Consider the following 19,885-nt stretch of genomic DNA (forward strand, 5'->3'; position numbering starts at 1 on the left):
TCATCCTTGAGATATATTGTATGCTTGGTTCTTCATCGAGAGAAACCTTTCCCCTTCGAACGGCATGAGTCCCTCCCATGATCGATTCGTACCGGCGGCCCGCACTATGCCCGTTTGACGATGTGCCAGCTCCGGGCGCGCTCGTATTGGTCGAACAGACGGGCAAAAATTCCCTCTCCCTGGCGGAGTTCCTCCGTCTTCCCGATTTCGGCGACACGGCCCGCATCGAGTACGATAACTTGATCGGCGGCGGCTAGCGTCGACGGACGATGAGCGATAACGATGACTGTCCGGTCGGGATCGCCGGCCAGATTGGCGATCGCTTGGCTAACCGCGATCTCGTTCTCTGGATCAAGCGCGGAGCTCGCCTCGTCGATCAGCACGATCCGTGCACGCTTCAGGAACGCCCGGGCAATAGACACCCGCTGCCGCTCACCCCCGGACAGTTGGGCGCCTCCCTCGCCGACACGCGAGCGCCAGCCTTGCGGGAGACGGGCGATGACGTCGTCGAGGCGGGCAGCGCGCGCGGCGGCGGCAAGCTCCTCATCCGTGGCGTCCGGCTTGGCAAGCCGGACGTTTTCCTCAATCGTCGTGTCGAACAAATACACGTCCTGGAACACGATAGCGACATCACTCATCAACACTTCTTCATTCAGGCTTCGGACGTCGACGCCGCCGATGCGTACGCTGCCTTTGTCGACGTCGAAGAATCGGGCGATGAGCCGGATGACGGTCGTCTTGCCGGAGCCCGACGGCCCAACGAGTGCTGTCATCGTTCCGGGGAGACAACGGAATGATACATCGGACAAGGCTGGCGCCTTGCCGGTTTCCTGCTCATAATGATAGGTTACGCTTTCAAATTCGATGCCAGCATTCTCCAGACGAGTTACAGGCTTTGGTGCTTTCGGAAGCGGACGGGTGTGCAGAATCGCCTGAACGCGCCCGATCGAGTTGTCCATCGCGCGGAGAGCTCCAATCAGTTCAATCAGATTGCCGTTCGGCTCCAGAAAGCGGACGGCCAGCACGAACAGCACGACCGCATCCGGGATGGGAAGCGATCGTTCCAGCAGCAGCCAAGCTCCTAGGGCAAGCACGGCCGCGAACCCGATCATTACAACGGCGGTGAATGTCAGATCTGGCACCATGGAGCGACGCAAACCGCGGCGGTAGGTTCGGCGATGCTCTTCTAGCGCCTCACGCAGCCGGGCGGTACCGGTCGTACCGTGACCGGCCGCTCGCAGCACCGTCTGCGCTTGCCCGAGCTCGATGGCCCGCCCGGCAATCTCCGTGGCTGCCTCCTCCAGCTCAACCTCGGCGATGCTGGCAATGTGCCCGGCACGCCGCAAGGTCAGGAAAGCGATGGGGGCAATGGCGAGAAACAGCAGCGCCATCCGCCAGTCGACCGCAAACGTGACCACGATGACGGTAGCCGGCACAAGGACGGAAACGATCGCCGGGAATCCAATCGTAACGGTCAGGTGAGAGATCGTGTTGACGTCAGCGGTGACCGCCCGGGCGAGGCGGGCTTTGCGGTCGGCCGTGAACCATCCGAGAGGGAGAGTTGTCACGTGCCCCATCAGATGGTGTCTGAGCTCAGCGGCGAGCTCCATACTGGCGGCGAAGCCGAATGGCGTGGCGATGACGGTGAGCACAGCATAGACGGCAAGGCCGATTCCGCCCGCGAATAGCCACGGCCCAGCAGCGGCGAAGTCCGGCTCCGGGCGCAGCAGCGCCCGCAAGATCGGAACGAGCATGCCGAGCAGCACTCCCTGCAATACTGCCAGAATCACTTGCAACGAACCGAGACGCAAAAGCAGCTTCGGGTCCGGCCATAACCGATACAGGTTGCGGATCATAGGAATCATAGACATTCTCCTTTTTACAAGGTTTAACATGTGAAGGCATGGCTTCCTGGCACGTTTATCCGTTGGGCTAGGTTTGTTTTTGTTCATTCGTTTGCAGGCAGATAGGCAGTCAGTCATTCAGCCTTGTGTACGAAGGCTCCGGCGAGGCCAGCCACCCCGATACAAGCACAGGCGATGCAACCGATCTCTCGCTGGCAGCCTGCGTGAGCCGAACGGCGTCAACTCAGCTGATTCCGGTGCCGTGCCGGAGTTTGTCAGAGCCGACGCTGCGACTCATACAGATTCTCCCTGCTGTTGAGCTTTCCACATGCGGGCATACAGCCCCCTGTGGGCGAGCAGTTCCTCATGGGTTCCGTGTTCGGTTAGCCGCCCATCGTTCAGAACGAGAATTTGGTCGGCGTTTCGGATTGTGTGCAGCCGGTGTGCGATGACGATCACGGTTTTGCCGGTGGCGAGCTCGGCCAACGCGTCCTGAACGGCCGCTTCGCTGTCCGGGTCAAGCGAAGCCGTGGCTTCGTCCAAAATGACGATCGGCGCACCGGACAGAATCGCCCTCGCAATCGTCAACCGCTGCCGCTCGCCGCCAGACAGCCCGCCTGTGCCAGCACCCAAAACCGTATCGTAACCGTTCGGAAGCTGTTCAATCACGTGATGGATCTGGGCGGCGACAGCGGCACGACGAACCTCCTCGTCCGTAGCGTCAGGGCGGCCGATGCGGATGTTTTCCCTAACCGTGTCCCTCAGCAGCACGACGTCCTGGAATACGAGCGACATCAACTTTAGCAGCTCCGGCGTCGGGATGGACCGGATGTCAATGCCGCCGATGCGGATCGCGCCGTCGGTGACGTCGTAAAAGCGCGGCAGCAGGCTCGCGATCGTCGTCTTCCCGGCACCCGAAGGACCTACGATTGCGGTTACGGTCCCGGGCTCGCATACTGCACTTATGTCCGAAAGCGCGTTGGTCTTGCCGTCGTAAGAGAAGGAGACACGGTCGAATTCGATGCGATGATCCCGCGGCTTCTGCGGCTGCTCCGCTTCGGACAGCGCTTGAAGCGACAGCAGCTGCTCGATATGGCTGGCCGCCATCCGTCCCTGGCGCAAACCTTGTGAGCCGTGAATCGCCGGGGTGATCGACGTTGGCAACCCAATACCGACGATCAGGAAGGGCAACAAGTCAGCGACTGCGAGCTGATCCTTAGCGACAAAACCAAGACCGGCTGCCATCACCACGGCCAGTACCGACATTTCGGAAGAAAACAGCCGGGAGACAGCAGAGCTGTACCGGGTCTCCGACACCCACGCGCTCATCGCCTCGGTATGATCGCGAACGGCTTCGGCGAAACGCTGCAGAATGCGCCCTCCCGTACCGAACGTTTTTACGACCGTGATCCCATCGGCATATTCGACACCGGCGGCGCTGATGCGCTCTTCCGCCGCCTGCAGACGGGCCATATGCGTCGTGATCGAACGCATCGCGATGCGAAAGGAAGTGGCCATCACGGCGAGAACGGCGGCCGTGATCAGCGTCATCCGCCAATCAATTATCGCCAAATAGGCGAAACCGACCGTCATTGCTACGACAGCGCCGATCATTTCACCGAGAGCATGGGCGATTAGCTGATGCATCACTTCCAGATCGGTCGTCATCGCCTTCTTGATGGCACCGGAGCCAGTTGCCCGAAACCAGCCAAGCGGCACTACACCCAGATGGCGGACGAGCCGCTTGCGGATGTCGTGCAACGTTTCGGCGTCTGCATAGTGGCCGAGTCGCGATGACAGGAAAACGAGCACGAGCCTGAGCGCTGCGCCGGCCGCTCCGATGCCCACCCACATCCAGACTTCCCTGGCTGCGTCTGCAGCACTGGCGGCGACGAGCACGTGGCGCGCGATCTCCGCGACGGCGATATAAGGGGCGAGTCCGGCCGCTGCCCCGAGCGCTGAGAGCAGGGCGCAGCCGATTAGATGCAGACGTACTGGACGCAACAGCCGGGCGAGTGCCCCGAAGCCGATCATGTGCTGTTCTTCTATGTGGGCCGAATGTTTTACCCCATCTCGTTCAACCATTGTATTCACCTCATTGGATATCAAAATAAGGAATAGCTTTGCCGGCTGATGCCGTGTGCAGCTATGCCTGTTACCTTCCTGCTCGGCTGGCCATAGAGAAGACGAGTACCCCTAAAAGTCTATAGCAGCTATAGGCCAGGGGTAAAAAAATTCACTTTAACTTGATCCCCGCAACATTGAAATGGGACGGCTGCCCGGCGTAGAACGTATATCCTTTTATTTTATCGGTGTTATGCAGTGCCAACTCCCGCGTGTAGGAAATGGGAAGCAAAGTCGCTTTGTCGTGAATTTCGCTTAAAACAAAGTGATAGGTTTTCCGGATTTCCTTTTCATCCGTCGTGACGTTCAGCCGTTGAATGATGTCATTTCCGTTTTTCACAAGAGCGAGCGCCTGAGCGGCCGGATAGTCGTTCTTCAGATCGGGTTTCATATTGGAGATCGTGGTATGCGGGTCCCATGGATTGCCGTACGTCTGATAAAGGGTAATCGCCACCCCTTTAGCGTACTCGGCATGAAACGCCATCTTCTCCATGCCGTTTCCTTTCATCTCCATGCCGATTTCTTTCAGTTGCGCGGCCAGCACGAGGATCAAATCGTCAATCATGGGGTCGCCTTTTATATACAAAATCTCACCCTTTAGCATAACGCCGTCTTTTTCCCGTACGCCATCGCCATCTGCATCCACCCAACCCGCATTTTCCAGCAGCGCTATTGCTTGTTGCCTGTCGTAAATACGCGGGACCAGTTGGACGTCGCAGTAAGGCAACGCGGGGTCCAAAATGCTGTCCGCTTTCGTTTCAATCCCCGCAAAGATATTTTGAACAATACTCATTTTGTCAATGGCATAGCTGACTGCGAGCCGCACATTCAAGTCGTCGAATGGCGCTTTGGATACATCGAAGGCAAGAAAACGGGTATAATTCGCTTCTCCCTCCGAGACGAGCGCGCCATACCCGGCAGCCTTCATCTCATTAAATCCGTCAAAAGATATTTGGCGGGTCCCCACGAGGAGATCTACCTCCCCGTTGCGAAAAGCAAGCAGCCTGGCGTGATTATCGGGAATCACTTTCACATGGAACCGCTCAACCTCGGGAGGCTCTCCCCAATAGTGGGGGTTTCGGACGAAGGTATAGATATTGCCGTCCCTGTCGCCCCTGTACATGTAGGGGCCGGTACCGAGCGTGACAGTTTTTAGCGTGTCCTTGACGGAACCATCCTCATGAAAGGCATTAGGCGACACCATGGCCATCGGATTGAGCAGCGAAAAATCTTTCAGCCCCCCATAATAAGGAGCGGTCAAATGTACTTCGACTGTATTGGCATCGACAACGACAATTTGCTCGAACCGGGTGGATACCGTTCCGAAATAGCCGTTGTATTTCCCGAGGTTGATCGGAATGACTTCCAGATTCCGTTTCACCGCCTCGGCATCAAAGGGGGTCCCGTCAGAAAACTTTACATTTTGGCGCAAATGGAATGTGTACACTTTCCCGTCGTCCGAGATGTCCCATGATTCCGCGAGTCCGGGAACGATTTCTCCATTTCTGTAGTTGACCAGCGTTTCGTAGAAATTGGACATGTAAAACTCGGGGCCAAAATTGGTATTGACCACCAGCGTCTCGATCGGATAAAAGCCGCCGGAAAAATCCCAGCTCTCGCTGAGCGTTATTTCGTCAGGCGCTTGCTCTTCGGATGAGCGGGAGCAACCGGACAAGGCAGCTACAAGCATCATCAATGCAGCCAGGATCCAGCCAATGTTTTTTTTCATGGAAGCGTCCTCTCCTCAGGCTGAATGATTACCCGATAAAACCTGTTTCGTTGCTGGAGGCACCCGGCCATTTGGGCGGCAGAGACTCGATCAGCAGCCGCGAATAGTCGTGTCGGAAATCGGCATACGAAGCAGCATGTTCCATTCGCTCCACGATTTCCCCGTCTTTCATGACGAAAATATGGTCGGCCAAATAGAGCGCCGCATCGATGTCGTGAGTGATGAACAGGTAACCGTCCAAGCCGTCGTCCTTCAGCTGCAGAATCAGATCGAGAATTTGTTTTCGGACCGTCACGTCCAGTCCGCTGACAGCCTCGTCGAATACGATAAATTTCGGCGACACGCTCATTGCTCTCGCCATGCAGACACGCTTGAGCTGGCCGCCGCTTAGTTCGTGGGGCAGCCGCTCCAACTGCGCCGCTGACAGCTTCATCCGTTCGGCCAGCGCCAGCACTTTCTCGCGCTCTTCGCTCCGGTCCAGGTTCGTTAGGCAGCGGATCGGCTCAGCGATCGAATCGTACACGCTGCGCCGAGGATCGAGGGAGCCGCTCGCGTTTTGCAGCACCATCTGATACTCTGCCCGTTTCTTGCGAAGCTCCCGTGGGTGCATCTCCCATACGCTGGCACCATCAAACAAAATCTCTCCGCTCGTCGGTGGATCAATCGCCATTAACAGTCGGGCGAGCGTGCTTTTGCCGCTGCCGCTCTCACCGACTAACGCGTAACGAACATCCGAACGAAGTGTGAGGGAGACCTGCTTGACTGCATCGAACGTAACTGAACGCCCACGGCTGCCTTTGCCCCTATACTGTTTGGATACATCCCTCATCTCGATCATGTCGGTCTTCCTTCCTCATGAGTATTCTGGCCTCCAAAAGCTCCTTTGTGTATGCTTCTCTGGGTGCTGCAAAGACGTCATGTACCGTACCGCGCTCGATCACCTCCCCTTCCCGCATGACGAGCATCTCGTCCGCCAGACCCGCGGCGACGCCGAAGTCGTGGGTGACGAGCAGCAGCCCGATGCCGCTTTGCTTCAACTGTTTGAGTTCCTGCAGGACCATGCTTTGATTGCGGACGTCCAGAGCGGTCGTCGGCTCGTCGGCAATAATTACGTCCGGCTCGTGAATGATTGCCAGGGCGATGACGATCCGTTGCAGCATGCCGCCGCTCAATTCGGACGGATAGCTGTTCATCAGTTGCTCGCAGCGGGGCAGATTCATCCGCTCCAGCGCCCGGACACCTGACGAGTAAGCGTCCCTTTTGCTTATACGGCGGTGGGCCATGATCGTCTCCGTGATTTGAGTGCCGATGGTGGCGGTCGGATCAAACGCCATCATCGGATGCTGCACGATCATCGCAATCCGGTTGCCTCGCAGCGCTCGCATATCCCGCTCGCTTGCCGCAAGCAGCTCTTGTCCGCGATAGCGGATGCTCCCGGAAACAGTAAATGTACGATCATGAAGCAACCGCATGATTGCCTTGCAAGTCAGCGTCTTCCCACTGCCGCTCTCCCCGACAACGGCCAGCGCGGCCCCTTTGCGAAGTGCGAAACTCACTTGCTTGACGATGGGCTTGCCCGTTTGCTTCAGCCCGATGCACAGGCTTTCGACTTGCAACAATTCGCTCATTCGCTTGCCTCCTCTGGAGAGAGAATGTCCCGGAGCGCCTCGCCGAACAGGTTGAACCCGGCCGCCGCGAGCAAGATACACAAGCCGGGATAGACGACCAGCGTCGGATGGGAAAAGAAATGCGCTTTCGCCTCGCTGAGCATCGCCCCTCACTCCGGCGTCCCTGCTTCGAAGCCGAGCCCAAGAAACGACAGGCCGGACACCATCAGGATGAACCCGGCGATGCCGGTACTCAGGTATACCGCAAATTGCGGCAGCAGGTTTGGCATGATGTGGCCAAACACGATTCGCCAGCCGCTGCATCCAGCGATACAGGAAGCGACAATGTAGTCCTTGCCTTTTTCCAGGCTGGCGTACGACCAGACTACTTTGGCGAACCACGCCCACATGGTGCTGACAGTCGCCGCGACAATGCTCACGAGCCCTTGCCCGAGCGAGCCAATCAGCGCCAGCATGAGAACGAGAGAAGGAAACGCCATTACAATATCGCACACAACCAAAAAGCCGCGTTCCCATCTCCCGCCGATATAGGCCGCTGCCGTTCCAAGCGCCGCCCCGATGCCGCCCAGCACAAACAGTGTCGGCACGGCAATACCGAGTGAGTAGATCGCTCCGTACAGCAGCCGGGAGAGCACGCACCGGCCCAACTGATCGGTCCCGAGCGGGTATTGGGCGCTGGGAGCCAGAAACCTGCTCATCACATCAATCTTGTTCGGATCGTTGGGTGCCATGACAGGAGCGAGCACAGCCATGATCGAGACGATGGCGATCAGCGCAAGGCCGGCAAGGGCCTGTTTGTTGTTCAGGATCGCTTTACCCATACAGCCTTTCCTCCTTGTCCGTCAGCTTCGGGTTCAGTCGCGCATTGATCAGTTCCGCCGCCGTTCGGGTCAAAACGAAGATGAGCGCGATGACAAGCACGCATCCGTTGACGGTCGGCAAATCGCGGGCCATGCTGGCATTAACCAGATGCATGCCGATGCCTGGCAGCGAGAATAGACTCTCGACGACCGCGCTGCCGGTGACCAGCAGCCCGACGTATTGACAAAAGAGCGTAATGAGTGGCGGTAACGAGTTTTTGACCACATGTACCCACACAATCCGGCTCTGGCGGATTCCTCTTGCTCTGGCGTAAACGACATAATCTTTATTCAAATTGGACAACAGTGTCGCACGGAACAGGCGGATAAAGGCGGACGCCGCCGGTACCGCCAGCGTAAGCGAAGGGAGAATCAGACTGCCGAGCGTGCCCGCATTCACCACCTGGAACACAGGGAGGATCAAAGTGAACAGCAGCAGCAGGAGAAATCCGAGCCAAAAGCTCGGCAGTGAGATGCCGAGGATGGTCGCCCATCGGACTGCTTGATCGAATAGAGTTCCCGGCTTCAAGGCAGTCAGAATGCCGATCGGAACCGTAACCAACGCGACCCACACGAGGGCGAGCCCAACCAGTTGCAGCGTCACGGGCAATTTTTCGGCAATGTCGGAGAGGACTGGCTTTTTCGTCAAATAAGAGATGCCCAAATCTCCTTGCAGAAGATTGCCGACCCAACGGAAATACTGCTGATGTAACGGCAGATGAAGGCCCAGCTCTACGCGAATGGCGGCAATCTGTTCGGGCGTCGGCTGCTGGGTGACCCGGAGCGCATACGCTTCGGCCGGATCGACCGGCGAGATGCTGGCCAGCAGGAAAGAGAGGAGGGTTACCCCGAACAGTACCACGGCAAGCCCGGTCAATCTCCTTCGAATCATGGACACCACGGCATGTTCACCTCGTTTCGGCAAGTTTTTTGAATGAACAAGATAATCATTCTCAATTAATGTTGTTTTTTATTCCACCATTTCTGGTGGAATTCACAATTTGAATGTCTATAGGTACTATAGTCTTTATGTAAAAATTTTCCTCATTTTTGCTTCTTCTTCTCTTCCTCAGTTGCGGTCTGCAGTTTTGCCGCCAGGTCGATCAAACATTGTTTCAAAAACCGTACCTGATCCTCGGATTTTCCCTCCAAAACGCTGTAAACCAGATCATCAAACGCTTCGTGAAACCTCAGATGGTTCAAATGCGCGATTTCCCCTTCGCAAGTGAGCGTGAGCAGAAATCGAGACTGGTTGCGAGGGTCTCTTTCTTTTTTGATCAATCCTTTCTTTTCCAGCTTGATCAGAATCTGGGACACAGCGCCAAGGGTCACACCGAGCTTTTCAGCCAGTGCGGTAATATGTATCCCTTCGTTTTCTTTAATCGCCGATACGGTATGGATTTCCGCATAATAAATTTGTTTGCCATCCTTTGTTCTTAAAAAATGGGTGGTCTTCTCGAAATCCATATATGCTGTTACTGCATCCAAAAAGTAATAACTGAGTTGAGTTTGGCGCAACTCATTCATGTCCATGCTGATTACCACCTCAAGAAAAAAGTATATAGCAGCTATAGAGCTGTTGTCAACAAAAGGAAATATGCCCATGATGTACCGACCGCAGAGTCTGCAAATCGTTGGGACTGATGGTCCACATAAAAAAAATTCTTCAGGTGCCTCGACCCGAAGAATATCGTCGCTCTATGATGGTGCCGGTGAAGGGACTTGAACCCCCACTCCATTGCTGGAAACGGATTTTGAGTCCGTCGCGTCTGCCAATTCCGCCACACCGGCTCGAATTATAAACTGACAGAAAAGATGGTGGGGAGAGACGGATTCGAACCGCCGAACCCATAGGGAGCAGATTTACAGTCTGCCGCGTTTAGCCACTTCGCTATCTCCCCGAAAAATGGTGCCGGCGATAGGACTTGAACCCACAACCCCCTGATTACAAGTCAGGTGCTCTACCAATTGAGCTACATCGGCATACATCGATGTTTTTCCTTTTATGAAAAACGAATCGACGCTTTTAACTCTAACATAATAGAATTAATATTGTCAATACATACTCAATTTCTTCAGACCCTCTTACTTGTCGTTCCCTACCTGATCCAATATTTGCTTTGCCCACTCATGAAAGAGAGCAAGGGCCTGTTCCACATCAGGAAACGTCTTCTCTTCTTCGCAAATGTATTCGGGAAAATCGGTGATTCTGTTTCGTCTGATCCTAACTGCATCTGCCTCACATTTTATCTCTAAAAAATGAGGGACGGCATCATCGAGGCCATACTGATTTTCAAGAAACTCGTATGTACGAACCCATTCCAATATCCGGACTTCATTTGGACGAAGGCGCAGAACCTGCTCCAATGACATGATGGTCTCATTTCCGTAGTAATGCAAGCTTTTCATTCCTTCCAAAAGAAGCGGACAGGAGCGAACCGTTGAGCCGCGCTCCCATCCCTGCTTCTATTTACAGCCGATTTTCTGTCAACATGAGCACTCTCCCGAATCCGGCGTAGCGAACTGCTTCCCTGGATCTCGGCTGGTCTCGGGTGGTGCTCCAGCTCCTTGTCTGCAATTAAATAGCCGATAGTACGTCCCGCAGTTCTTTTACGATCACCTGCTGGTAGCCGGTGCCCTCTCCGTACTGGGCGAGCATCTCGGCACGAGCGACTTTAATCTTTTCTTCGTAGTCGGGTGCATTCCGGTCCGGATTCTGTTGTTTAAAAGCAGTCATCACTGCTTGCACATGCTGCGGGCGCGGGCCCCATTTGGCGAGAACATGTCCGCCAGTATCTGCAAAGATGACGACAGGAATCGCGCGGCCTCCCATGGTGAGGAATTCATCCATGAGGTCGAGGTGGTCTTCCATCACCATGATTTCTGTAGGGATTTCTGTTTCTTCCAAAGCCCGGAGCACAACCGGCACATTGCGAACCACATCGCCGCACCAATCAGCTGCGATGATCAGGCAACGCAGATCGTCACGATGGCGAAGCGATGCGAAAAACTCGCGGTCTTCCTCGCTGGCCCAAGCAAACTTCTCGAACCAATCGTTGAACGCTTCCTGATTTTTTGTCATTCCCTGGATGAAATCCTGCGGTTTTACACCAGTTCCGTATTTATGCGCTACATTTACTGCCATATGATCCCCTCCAAATTTTTGTTCTTATGTAGGTATGATTCACCAGGACCTATGAAAATCCTTTGCCTGCTTGCACATCGGGAGGATTGCTGCAGATACCGCAATGGCGAGTATGTTTGTCGGTACAACAGCATCTCGATCGACGGGCGGTTGCAGGCAAAGGAAAATGCTGCGTTGGATCTGCATGAGAACGTCGTACGAAGAGAAGCTTCTTTGATAAAGCCTCTTTGCTCGTGGAAGATCAAAGGGAAAGCTCCTTACTCCCCGGCCTCTTTTTTCTCCGCTTCTTCTTTTGCCAGCTCCATCATTTTTTGCAGCAAGATATGTTGCGGCATGTGCATCAGGCGCTCCAAAGGAACCTGCAATGCTTCCGCCAGCTTCCCAGCCGTTTCCGGCGAAATCGCGAGTGGTCTCATGGACAACCACTTCCCTTCATCGTTATGTACACCTAGTATAATACAGCACTGCTTGCCTTGCCAGATACGCGGTATGAGCCGCGCGCAAGGTCGGTGATGCGATGTCTTCCATGATCCATACTACATTTCATTAAAGAGCATCTCGAAAGTGGTTCCGGTCCAAAATGGGAACCTCCTGATACATATCCAGACGGGCACAGTGGCGAACGTCTTCGGCAAAGCCCTTTTCACGCAGCTCTCGCCCGCTGCCACAATCCCAGATTAAATCTGCGATGCGGTCCCTGCCCTCGCGAAATGCTCCCTCACAGACCAGGGCCTCCGGAGATTTACTCCCCGCCAAACCGGATATGATCGCACCAGCTCCTAAATAATCCTCGATCCCTGGCCGAAGATCATTTTCGCCGTCTCGTCCGCCTTGCCAATACTCTCCGCATGGAACGACAGTGATGGACGCTCCCGTCTTTCTTTGAAGGCTATTCGCATACTTAGCAGCAGCAGTCGCATTCAACAGACTGCCGACCAATAGAGCAGAGGCACCGGCAGCAAGCCGGGAACAAGCAGCTCCATTGAGTGAGCAGAGGACATATTTTTTCTCTGCATCCCTGGGCCCAAACGATACCGGGGACAAAGAGGGTCTTCCAGCTCTCGCCGCTTCTGCTCTTCCCAGCAGCAATTCTGCCCCGATCTCGTCTGCATAGGCGGCAGCCTGTTCATTAATCGGCGGGGGGTATGGATAAACAATCGCATGATGATGGATGGCAGTAACGATTGTCGAAGAAAAGCTGAGAACATCGACGACAATCGCAATATCCCCCCGTTCGGCAGCTTCTCGTGCCCCGCGTTTTCCCCATTCCACTTTTACCAGAAATGGCTCTTGATCAAACATGATTTGCACCCTTTTTGGATTCGACTTACTGTCATTATCTGATAGTGCCAAAAAAAGAAATAGACTTTTTATCCAATATTTATTAGAATTTATAATAGATTCCAAAACGCAACTTCCATATATTACCATCATTTAAGAGATGTCCAAATCGGGTATCCCTTTTTTATTATTATGGAATATTCTTCTCTGTTCTCTACTCTGCTTCCCTGTTTCCTCGTTTTCCACTTAGAATTGCACTTGGCGTGTCAACCTCCTTCAGTCCATACAGTTATGAAAATCTTGATAAGCAAACGAATAAACATATCCAAACCAAAAAATAAAGGGATAATCCCGGCCCTGACAGCTTTAAGCAGGCGATTACCCCGACCTCACACTTCTGTTTCCCTTCTCTGGAACTGATCTCGTATCAGGCACGGGGCCTGGTCAAAATACACGGCACTCCAAAACCAACGGCTCCCGGCTGCGCCATCTTCTCTACATACTCCATACCGCGTGTACATGGCTCCTTGCAGACCATGCAGGTCCCGGAAGTCACAATCTTTAAATTCACTTGATTGGGATGCTGTTTGGAATCCTTCTTTCCTCTCCCCTTCTTTGGCTTGGACACCTCTATCCCTCCTCTGCCTCATGTCCGTTTATCATATGAGGCAAAGGAATCCGTTCTCCTTAGGCAATGGTACAAAAAAAGACCGCTAGTAGCAAAAATGGGCCGGGCTTTGAAGCCCAGTCTCCTCCCTTGCTAGAGCCGCAACCAGGGCCGCTTGATTAGGCTTTTGGCTTTTCAGCATGTTATAATTATCTTTATGTTTTGAAGAAAGCCGCCCCTTGCGGCAGAAGGCTTTGATATGAGGGAGAGCGATGCATCAAACAAGGATAGACCGCTTAAAAGCGAAGCGCAGAAGAAAAAGAAAATTGTTGACGATTGTATTGCGAACGATTCTATTTACGTTTGTCCTGCTGGGAGCCTGTCTGGTTTTTTATTTGCTGCACAACTTCTGGAACCATTCCCAAGAAAAGCAGCCGGACCAGCCTGCTGAGCAGGCAGGTGAAAACAAACAAGCCGCTACCGTAAACCTGACTTTTGTCGGCGACGTGATCTTGACTGGTCATGTGGAAACCAGGTTGAAAGAAAACGGATATGATTTTCCGTATGTCCACGTACATCCATACTTTCAACAGGATGATTTTACGGTTGCCAATCTGGAGACGCCTGTTACAAAAAACGGTACACCGGCCTCCAACAAAGAGTTCGTCTACAAGTCTCCACCGGAGGCAATTCCAGCTATGAAGGAAGCAGGTATCGATCTGGTGAATCTGGCTAACAATCACTCGATGGATCAGGGGGAAAGCGGTCTTTTGGATACTTTTCAGGTGCTGGAAGACAACGGTCTGGAGTATGTAGGGGCTGGCCCGGATGCAAAGCGTGCCTATGCGCCGGCATACGTCGAGCGCAATGGCATTCGGATGGCGTTTTTCGGCTTCAGTCGCGTCGTCCCGAATGTAAGCTGGTACGCAGGCAAAAACAAGCCGGGTATCGCGGTCTCGTATGATCCGGCAAAGGCCGTGGAAGCCATTCAACTGGCCAGAGGACAAGCAGATCTGGTCATTGTCATCGCCCATTGGGGAAAAGAGCGGGAAGACTATCCCGTAGATCATCAGATGGAGCTGTCCCGGGCATATATAGATGCGGGTGCAGACCTGGTGATCGGCGGCCATCCGCATGTGCTGCAGGGCTTTGAACAGTACAACGAGAAATGGATCGCCTACAGTCTTGGGAATTTTATCTTTACCCGTTCCAACGACCCTAAAACATGGGAGACGATGGTTCTCCAGGCCTCCTGTACAAAAACGGGCGATTGCCAGCTGAAAATGCTTCCCCACCATGCCGAGCTGGGACAAGCTGTTCCGATGAATGAGGAAAACAGCCAGGCGCTTCGTCAGCGGATGGAATCGCTATCCAAAGATGTGCAAATTTTGCCTGACGGGAGCGTTCAAAGAAAAGCTGATCCGGAGAACTAAAATAAAACAGGGCCGCTGCCTCCCCTGAACTGTGACCTTAAATGTAGACAGTTTAAAAAGTCCATTAGCTAGGCAGTCAAAAGATGGCTTCTGAATTCATCAGGAGTCATCTTTTTTAATGACCATTGGTAGCGACCCGAGTTGTAATATGTGATATAATCGTCGATTTGGTCCCGTAACTCTTGTATCGTCTGGCACTCCTTGTAATCCAGATCATCCTTCATATGACCGAAAAACGATTCCATCGAAGCATTATCCCAGCAGTTTCCCTTACGGGACATCGACTGCTTAAAACCTGCTTTCCTAACAAGGAGACGGAATTTAGGATGTGTATAATGCATGCCTTGATCAGAGTGGAGAATGGCATCTGGATGGATATTTCCATCAAGTCGTTCAAGCAGATTCTCTAGTGTACGCTCTACCAATGAAAGTTCTAAGGAAGAAGAAAGATAGTGAGCTAGGATCTGTTTTGTCGTCCCATCTTTGACTACCGAGAGGTAGGCACATTGACCATTACCGTAGTGCATATAAGTAATATCCGTGAGCAGTACTTTCTCTGGCTCCCCTTGGTCAAACCGGCGATTCAACAGATTAGGGCATGTCTGATGCTGTTGTGTTGCTTTCGCCATTTTGCGATAAGGATTAGCACGTCTAATTGTAGCTGTAAGATTATATGAGTCTGTAAAATATTTTGTGTAAACTCTCAACCTCTAAACTACAATTAGGAGTAGAAAGGTTGGGAGATTTTTATGATGTCAAAAGAGCAGATCAAGCAGTGGATCAAAGAGAAAAACATGAAGTCAGTGGACGACGTACAGTCAGCGTTAAAGGATCTATTCGCAGACACAATCCAAGAAATGCTGGAAGCTGAAATCGAGTCCTCTCTTGGATACGCCAAGCATGACATGAAAAACAAGCGGACAACCAACAGTCGCAATGGGTATAGCAAGAAAACCGTCCGTTCTGAGTACGGGGATGTCGACATCCAAGTCCCTCGAGATCGAGAGGGTGATTTTGAACCAAACATTGTAAAGAAACATCAATCCAATGTTACAGGGATCGAAGATCAAATTCTTGCTCTCTATGCCAAAGGCGTATCCACACGCGATATCCAAGACCATCTGCAGCAGCTCTATGGCATCGAAGTCTCACCAACGCTCATATCAAATGTAACGAATAAGATTGTACCGATGATCAAAGAGTGGCAAAATCGCCCCTTGCAAGCGGTTTATGCTGTTGTTTTCCTTGACGCCATTCACTTTAAGGTAAAACAGGACGGAGCTATCGTCAATAAAGCCGCCTATATGGTCATTGGTATTGACCTTGACGGTCATAAAGATGTGCTTGGGATCTGGATTGGGGAGAATGAATCGGCAAAATTCTGGCTGCATGTCCTCAACGAACTGAAAAATCGTGGAGTCCAGGATATTCTCATTACAAGCGTCGATAATCTTCGTGGCTTTACAGAAGCCATCTCTGCATGTTATCCGAAGACGGAGATTCAGAAATGTGTTATCCATCAAATCCGAAATTCCATCAAGTATGTTTCCTATAAGGATCTCAAAAAGATCACGTCCGAGCTAAAACCTATCTACAAGGCTCCAACGGAGCAAGCCGCGTTGGAAGAACTCGATCAGTTTGAACAAACCTGGGGCAGTAGATATCCCTTGATGGTTCGTTCCTGGCGGAATAACTGGGACGAGATTGCCACTTTCTTTAAATATCCTCCAGAGATTCGAAAGCTGATTTATACAACTAACGTGATCGAGAGTTATCATCGACAGCTTCGAAAGGTGACAAAAGGAAAAGCCATGTTTCCCACAGATGATGCCCTTTTGAAGATGTTATATCTCGTAACCATGGATGTTCTACGAAAGTGGACGGGACGAGTTCAGAACTGGGGCCAGATTCTCTTACAGCTATCCGTTTTCTTTGAAGATCGGGTACAGCCGTACATCCGTTAACAAATGAAAGGCTTCATCCCCGAAGGGATTATCTTTCTCTCCACCAACGCGTCAAGGGTTCGCTTCGCCTCACGCCCTTGACTCTATTGGCTCCGAAAAAGATGTCCCAATTAGGGGGATGAAACCTGTTCATATATTGGTTGATTGAGTTTACACAAAAATCTTGACAGACCCGATTATATTTACGCATTAATCGACGAATCTTTTTATGGTTCATGATTATGCCATCTACACGTTCAATCCGCATTTTAATCACAAGAGCTCCTGCCTTGCCACGCAGAGCATCAAAGTGCTCTTTGATAAGTCGGAAGTCGTGTTGATCAGCATCCTCACGGAGCTGGCGAACCTCTTCGGCAGTACGCCAGCGATAATAACCGCTCGCGCTCACGCAAGCAAGCTTACACAGATAACGTGTCATTCGCTGCAAGTTGTGTTGACGGATGGTTTGGTTAATCAATTGGTAGCGCTCGGAAGGCGTCAATGTTTCCTCTGCATCTTCTGCGTTTCGAGCGCATCGAGCTTTTTTAGAAAGTCGTTCTCCGCCTCGAGCAGCTTGATACGAGCTTCGGCACGTTTTAGCTTTTCCTCCATAGACAGCCTTTCTCCTGTTGGTCTGCCAGTACTGCCTTTCCCTCGTTGTTCCTCTAAAAGCCCGTTCTCTCCAAGAGCTGAATACGTGTTGCGCCAACGTTTTAAGCACTGATGGGGTTTGTCATGACCAATGACATCTACGTTAAAACCTGCGTTACGAAAGATCTCCATAGGTGTTTGCCCGCTAATGTATGCTTTAACGGCAGCTAGTTTGAATGCTGGAGCATACGTAATACTTTTATCCGTTACATGCAAGACATTTGGATTCGACTCCAGCTGCTTTATTTCATGCTCCGAAAAAATCTTTGAACTGCTCCTTTTTTTGCCCATAAATTTTCCCCCGCTCTTTTCGAATTAGGTTGATTAAAACACAAAATGACCCACAAGAGGAGAGGCCTGCAAAATACCTCTTTTGAGGTTTGCGGATCGGGTAACCCACACTATTTTTTACAAAATGTCAACTGCAAATGAAAATTCCCCATTATCTGCACTCGAATTTTCCCCATTATAGGCAATAGGTTTGTCTGAATGATGCCCCCTCTGAGGGGGGCGGGTGGCGACCAAAATTCCGTTTATTCTGTTTTATCTTCGGTTGACTCGGGTCGAAAGAAACCTGCTTTTTTCTTCTCCTTTATGCGATAACTTTCCCCTTTAATGTTGATCGTGTGGGAGTGATGCAATAATCGATCAAGGATGGCTGTAGCAAGTACTGTATCCCCAAATATCTCTCCCCACGAACCATAGGATTTGTTCGAAGTAAGGATAATTGAGCCGGATTCATAACGTTCTGATACAATTTGAAAGAAAAAGTGAGCTGCGGTTTCATCCATTTTGCGATATCCAATTTCATCAATGATGAGTACATTCGGTTTTATAAATGCTCGCATTTTTTGTTTGATGCTATTGTTTTGATGAGCAATCTGGAGCGTCTGAACCAAATCATGAGCAGTTGTAAAGTAAACCGTCAACCCTTGTTTGATAGCTTCGAGAGCCAAAGCAACAGACAAGTGAGTCTTGCCGACCCCTGGCGGACCAAGTAAAATGAGATTCTCTTGTTGTTGTACAAACCGGAGGGTTGCCAAATCACGAATCCGTCTTTCATCAATGGAGGGCTGGAAACTGAAATCGAATTGCTCCAACGTTTTATGGTAGGGTAAATGAGCCAATCGCGTTTTCATGCGGATAAACCGATCCCTCTTGGCCATGATTTCTTCTTGCAAAAGCTTGTCCAAGAACTCCAAATACGATATATTCTGAGCAGCAGCTTCTTCTGCGTGGTGGTGAATAATTTCCGGGATTCGTACCCATCCCATCTGTACAAAGGCTTCTTCTAAACGGGCCTGGAGTATCATTGTACGATTACCTCCTCGTCAGCAAACTGCTCATAGACAGACAAATCACGTTCCACCACTTCGGGGCTTGGATTGGGAACCAAACGCGGCATAGGTTGGGGAGCCTTCGCGCCAATTTGGTTTTGAATCCCCTCGAAGTGTTTTTTATTGGTTATGACTTGCTTGGTACGAGTAGCTTTAGGATGTTCAGCGATGATCATGTTGCCCTGATAGATCCGGATATGGCCATTCTGGAGATCTTGTACTTCTACCGTATGACCTACATAAACATAGGGGACTGAATACCGGCTTCCTCCGTAAGAAACGAGTGAATCATTCGATACTCTTCGAGTATGGCGTTCTACCTCTTCGAATGGGATCGGGTTAAGTGGCTTCAACTGTTCGTGTTTCCATCGATCTACTGGTTTTTCATGCGTGGTGCCGTGTACCCGTACATTAGCCACCGTATCCAACCAATGACGTACTTGCTGATTCAAGTCACGAAGGCTGGTAAACGTCTGCACCCGAGGCCAAAAGTTCTTGCGAACATATCCTACTCCATTTTCCACTTTCCCTTTTGTTCGTGCACGGTAGGGAGCGCAGCGTCGCAGCGTAAGACCGTGATGGCTTGCAAACTGGGAAAATCGTTCATTCCACAATACATGCCCTTGATCGTCGTAACCGACAATGACGGTTTTCATATTGTCATACAAGCATGTTTCCGGTCTGCCGCCAAAGTATTGCATGGCACGCAAGTGGCAGCCGATGAGGGTATCAAGCCGTTCATTCTCTGTAAATTCCACATACAACATTCTCGAGTATCCCAAAACCATGACAAAGGCGTACAGCCGTTTATATCCACCATTCCACTCTACCTTAAAATGTCCCCAGTCTACTTGCGCTTGCTTTCCGGGTGCCGTTTCATAACGGAGCGTTGCCTTGGTCTTAACAACCGGGCGCAATGGTTCCATGAATGAGCGAAGGAGCCGAATTTGCCCTGGATAACCTTGGGCTTTGATCTCATCAAACAAAACGACAGCATTGAAGCAGCCTTCTTCCATTCTCGCTTTGATATAGGGTTTAAATGGATCGAGAATGCTTGTTTTTTTAACAGATCGTTGGTATTTCGAAGGCTCATCCTTTTTCAGCCACTTACGAATTGTTTTTCGATCCCTCCCTAATGAATCAGCAATTTGTGTGATATTCATTCCTCTTTGTCTCATGTCTTTGATCAAGTAAAACTCCCCATTCTTAAGCATATTTTCTCTCCTCCAGGGAGAGATTTTCTGCCGAAAGTGGGGAATTTTCAAGTGCCGTTATTGAGGATTTTAACAGTGCCGTTCACAAA

Annotated in this window: 21 protein-coding genes and 3 tRNA genes; 2 read left to right on the forward strand and 22 right to left on the reverse strand. The window is 51.6% G+C overall.

From position 1 onward, the window contains the following. Positions 1 to 104: 104 nt before the first annotated feature. The 17 genes from NSQ24_RS14565 to NSQ24_RS14645 all read right to left on the reverse strand — a co-directional run bounded on the left by NSQ24_RS14565 (position 105) and on the right by NSQ24_RS14645 (position 13,239). Positions 105 to 1,865 carry an ABC transporter ATP-binding protein gene (locus NSQ24_RS14565; protein WP_339166090.1) on the reverse strand — a complete coding sequence of 587 codons (1,761 nt, stop codon included), beginning with the start codon at positions 1,863 to 1,865 and terminating at the stop codon, positions 105 to 107. Between the two features lie 273 nt (positions 1,866 to 2,138). Then, a complete protein-coding gene (locus NSQ24_RS14570; protein WP_172920480.1) occupies positions 2,139 to 3,929 on the reverse strand; it encodes an ABC transporter ATP-binding protein in 1,791 nt (596 codons plus the stop codon). 151 nt (positions 3,930 to 4,080) lie between these two features. Then, positions 4,081 to 5,697, reverse strand: coding sequence for an ABC transporter substrate-binding protein (locus NSQ24_RS14575; protein WP_024984081.1), 1,617 nt, complete (start codon positions 5,695 to 5,697; stop codon positions 4,081 to 4,083). Between the two features lie 28 nt (positions 5,698 to 5,725). Then, the gene (locus NSQ24_RS14580; protein ID WP_003385607.1) at positions 5,726 to 6,535 is read right to left on the reverse strand and encodes a dipeptide/oligopeptide/nickel ABC transporter ATP-binding protein; all 810 of its coding nucleotides are present in this window, start codon (positions 6,533 to 6,535) and stop codon (positions 5,726 to 5,728) included. Further along, positions 6,501 to 7,325 (reverse strand): ABC transporter ATP-binding protein, encoded by an 825-nt coding sequence (locus NSQ24_RS14585; protein WP_031932007.1) that lies wholly within the window; start codon positions 7,323 to 7,325, stop codon positions 6,501 to 6,503. Before NSQ24_RS14585 ends, NSQ24_RS14580 begins: the two co-directional genes overlap by 35 nt. Next, positions 7,322 to 7,468: a hypothetical protein gene (locus NSQ24_RS14590; protein ID WP_339166093.1), complete on the reverse strand. Its 147-nt coding sequence runs from the start codon at positions 7,466 to 7,468 to the stop codon at positions 7,322 to 7,324. The genes NSQ24_RS14585 and NSQ24_RS14590 overlap by 4 nt, the downstream gene beginning before the upstream one ends. A gap of 6 nt (positions 7,469 to 7,474) precedes the next feature. After that, the gene (locus tag NSQ24_RS14595; protein ID WP_339166095.1) at positions 7,475 to 8,146 is read right to left on the reverse strand and encodes an ABC transporter permease subunit; all 672 of its coding nucleotides are present in this window, start codon (positions 8,144 to 8,146) and stop codon (positions 7,475 to 7,477) included. Beyond that, positions 8,139 to 9,077, reverse strand: a complete 939-nt coding sequence (locus tag NSQ24_RS14600) for an ABC transporter permease (protein WP_035979648.1) — start codon at positions 9,075 to 9,077, stop codon at positions 8,139 to 8,141. The genes NSQ24_RS14595 and NSQ24_RS14600 overlap by 8 nt, the downstream gene beginning before the upstream one ends. A gap of 152 nt (positions 9,078 to 9,229) precedes the next feature. Then, a complete protein-coding gene (locus NSQ24_RS14605; protein ID WP_339166097.1) occupies positions 9,230 to 9,718 on the reverse strand; it encodes a MarR family transcriptional regulator in 489 nt (162 codons plus the stop codon). A gap of 171 nt (positions 9,719 to 9,889) precedes the next feature. Beyond that, positions 9,890 to 9,976, reverse strand: a tRNA-Leu gene (locus NSQ24_RS14610). 25 nt (positions 9,977 to 10,001) lie between these two features. Beyond that, positions 10,002 to 10,086, reverse strand: a tRNA-Tyr gene (locus tag NSQ24_RS14615). Between the two features lie 6 nt (positions 10,087 to 10,092). Beyond that, a tRNA-Thr gene (locus NSQ24_RS14620) sits at positions 10,093 to 10,168 on the reverse strand. 102 nt (positions 10,169 to 10,270) lie between these two features. Continuing rightward, positions 10,271 to 10,585, reverse strand: a complete 315-nt coding sequence (locus NSQ24_RS14625) for a hypothetical protein (RefSeq protein ID WP_024984085.1) — start codon at positions 10,583 to 10,585, stop codon at positions 10,271 to 10,273. 178 nt (positions 10,586 to 10,763) lie between these two features. After that, positions 10,764 to 11,330: a thioredoxin family protein gene (locus NSQ24_RS14630; RefSeq protein WP_003385616.1), complete on the reverse strand. Its 567-nt coding sequence runs from the start codon at positions 11,328 to 11,330 to the stop codon at positions 10,764 to 10,766. 257 nt (positions 11,331 to 11,587) lie between these two features. Next, on the reverse strand, positions 11,588 to 11,746 hold the full coding sequence (locus tag NSQ24_RS14635) for a YycC family protein (protein ID WP_122958313.1): 159 nt from the start codon (positions 11,744 to 11,746) through the stop codon (positions 11,588 to 11,590). Between the two features lie 130 nt (positions 11,747 to 11,876). After that, positions 11,877 to 12,632, reverse strand: coding sequence for a 2-phosphosulfolactate phosphatase (locus NSQ24_RS14640; RefSeq protein WP_003385618.1), 756 nt, complete (start codon positions 12,630 to 12,632; stop codon positions 11,877 to 11,879). 406 nt (positions 12,633 to 13,038) lie between these two features. Further along, entirely contained in the window at positions 13,039 to 13,239 is a 201-nt protein-coding gene (locus tag NSQ24_RS14645) for a hypothetical protein (RefSeq protein WP_003385619.1), read from the reverse strand. Positions 13,240 to 13,490: 251 nt separating this feature from the next. Here NSQ24_RS14645 and NSQ24_RS14650 point away from each other — a divergent pair, with 251 nt between their 5' ends. After that, the gene (locus NSQ24_RS14650; RefSeq protein ID WP_003385620.1) at positions 13,491 to 14,651 is read left to right on the forward strand and encodes a CapA family protein; all 1,161 of its coding nucleotides are present in this window, start codon (positions 13,491 to 13,493) and stop codon (positions 14,649 to 14,651) included. A gap of 68 nt (positions 14,652 to 14,719) precedes the next feature. On the opposite strand, the gene NSQ24_RS14655 is transcribed toward NSQ24_RS14650, so the two are convergent. Then, the gene (locus NSQ24_RS14655; protein WP_339166100.1) at positions 14,720 to 15,358 is read right to left on the reverse strand and encodes an IS3 family transposase; all 639 of its coding nucleotides are present in this window, start codon (positions 15,356 to 15,358) and stop codon (positions 14,720 to 14,722) included. A 42-nt stretch (positions 15,359 to 15,400) separates the two neighbouring features. On the opposite strand from NSQ24_RS14655, the gene NSQ24_RS14660 reads away from it, so the two are divergent. Continuing rightward, the gene (locus NSQ24_RS14660) at positions 15,401 to 16,615 is read left to right on the forward strand and encodes an IS256 family transposase (RefSeq protein WP_251247396.1); all 1,215 of its coding nucleotides are present in this window, start codon (positions 15,401 to 15,403) and stop codon (positions 16,613 to 16,615) included. A gap of 28 nt (positions 16,616 to 16,643) precedes the next feature. Here the strand turns inward: NSQ24_RS14660 and NSQ24_RS14665 are convergent, their stop codons facing one another. The 4 genes from NSQ24_RS14665 to istA all read right to left on the reverse strand — a co-directional run bounded on the left by NSQ24_RS14665 (position 16,644) and on the right by istA (position 19,796). Further along, the gene (locus tag NSQ24_RS14665) at positions 16,644 to 17,033 is read right to left on the reverse strand and encodes an IS3 family transposase (protein ID WP_339168045.1); all 390 of its coding nucleotides are present in this window, start codon (positions 17,031 to 17,033) and stop codon (positions 16,644 to 16,646) included. 59 nt (positions 17,034 to 17,092) lie between these two features. Beyond that, positions 17,093 to 17,536, reverse strand: coding sequence for an HTH domain-containing protein (locus tag NSQ24_RS14670; RefSeq protein WP_003393230.1), 444 nt, complete (start codon positions 17,534 to 17,536; stop codon positions 17,093 to 17,095). Positions 17,537 to 17,778: 242 nt separating this feature from the next. After that, positions 17,779 to 18,558 carry an IS21-like element helper ATPase IstB gene (istB, locus tag NSQ24_RS14675; RefSeq protein WP_024985201.1) on the reverse strand — a complete coding sequence of 260 codons (780 nt, stop codon included), beginning with the start codon at positions 18,556 to 18,558 and terminating at the stop codon, positions 17,779 to 17,781. After that, positions 18,555 to 19,796, reverse strand: coding sequence for an IS21 family transposase (istA, locus tag NSQ24_RS14680; protein WP_024985200.1), 1,242 nt, complete (start codon positions 19,794 to 19,796; stop codon positions 18,555 to 18,557). The genes istB and istA overlap by 4 nt, the downstream gene beginning before the upstream one ends. Positions 19,797 to 19,885 lie beyond the last annotated feature (89 nt).

The sequence above is a fragment of the Brevibacillus sp. FSL L8-0520 genome (assembly GCF_037963895.1).
In the GTDB taxonomy this organism is placed as follows: Bacteria; Bacillota; Bacilli; order Brevibacillales; family Brevibacillaceae; genus Brevibacillus; species Brevibacillus borstelensis.

What these genes read in the sequence shown, in the direction of transcription:
- NSQ24_RS14565 (WP_339166090.1), bottom strand. Translation starts at nt 1,865, where the DNA reads ATGATTCCTATGATCCGCAACCTGTATCGGTTATGGCCGGACCCGAAG.
- NSQ24_RS14570 (WP_172920480.1), bottom strand. Translation starts at nt 3,929, where the DNA reads ATGGTTGAACGAGATGGGGTAAAACATTCGGCCCACATAGAAGAACAG.
- NSQ24_RS14575 (WP_024984081.1), bottom strand. Translation starts at nt 5,697, where the DNA reads ATGAAAAAAAACATTGGCTGGATCCTGGCTGCATTGATGATGCTTGTA.
- NSQ24_RS14580 (WP_003385607.1), bottom strand. Translation starts at nt 6,535, where the DNA reads ATGATCGAGATGAGGGATGTATCCAAACAGTATAGGGGCAAAGGCAGC.
- NSQ24_RS14585 (WP_031932007.1), bottom strand. Translation starts at nt 7,325, where the DNA reads ATGAGCGAATTGTTGCAAGTCGAAAGCCTGTGCATCGGGCTGAAGCAA.
- NSQ24_RS14590 (WP_339166093.1), bottom strand. Translation starts at nt 7,468, where the DNA reads ATGCTCAGCGAGGCGAAAGCGCATTTCTTTTCCCATCCGACGCTGGTC.
- NSQ24_RS14595 (WP_339166095.1), bottom strand. Translation starts at nt 8,146, where the DNA reads ATGGGTAAAGCGATCCTGAACAACAAACAGGCCCTTGCCGGCCTTGCG.
- NSQ24_RS14600 (WP_035979648.1), bottom strand. Translation starts at nt 9,077, where the DNA reads ATGATTCGAAGGAGATTGACCGGGCTTGCCGTGGTACTGTTCGGGGTA.
- NSQ24_RS14605 (WP_339166097.1), bottom strand. Translation starts at nt 9,718, where the DNA reads ATGGACATGAATGAGTTGCGCCAAACTCAACTCAGTTATTACTTTTTG.
- NSQ24_RS14630 (WP_003385616.1), bottom strand. Translation starts at nt 11,330, where the DNA reads ATGGCAGTAAATGTAGCGCATAAATACGGAACTGGTGTAAAACCGCAG.
- NSQ24_RS14635 (WP_122958313.1), bottom strand. Translation starts at nt 11,746, where the DNA reads ATGAGACCACTCGCGATTTCGCCGGAAACGGCTGGGAAGCTGGCGGAA.
- NSQ24_RS14640 (WP_003385618.1), bottom strand. Translation starts at nt 12,632, where the DNA reads ATGTTTGATCAAGAGCCATTTCTGGTAAAAGTGGAATGGGGAAAACGC.
- NSQ24_RS14650 (WP_003385620.1), top strand. Translation starts at nt 13,491, where the DNA reads ATGCATCAAACAAGGATAGACCGCTTAAAAGCGAAGCGCAGAAGAAAA.
- NSQ24_RS14660 (WP_251247396.1), top strand. Translation starts at nt 15,401, where the DNA reads ATGATGTCAAAAGAGCAGATCAAGCAGTGGATCAAAGAGAAAAACATG.
- NSQ24_RS14665 (WP_339168045.1), bottom strand. Translation starts at nt 17,033, where the DNA reads ATGACACGTTATCTGTGTAAGCTTGCTTGCGTGAGCGCGAGCGGTTAT.
- NSQ24_RS14670 (WP_003393230.1), bottom strand. Translation starts at nt 17,536, where the DNA reads ATGGGCAAAAAAAGGAGCAGTTCAAAGATTTTTTCGGAGCATGAAATA.
- istB (WP_024985201.1), bottom strand. Translation starts at nt 18,558, where the DNA reads ATGATACTCCAGGCCCGTTTAGAAGAAGCCTTTGTACAGATGGGATGG.
- istA (WP_024985200.1), bottom strand. Translation starts at nt 19,796, where the DNA reads ATGCTTAAGAATGGGGAGTTTTACTTGATCAAAGACATGAGACAAAGA.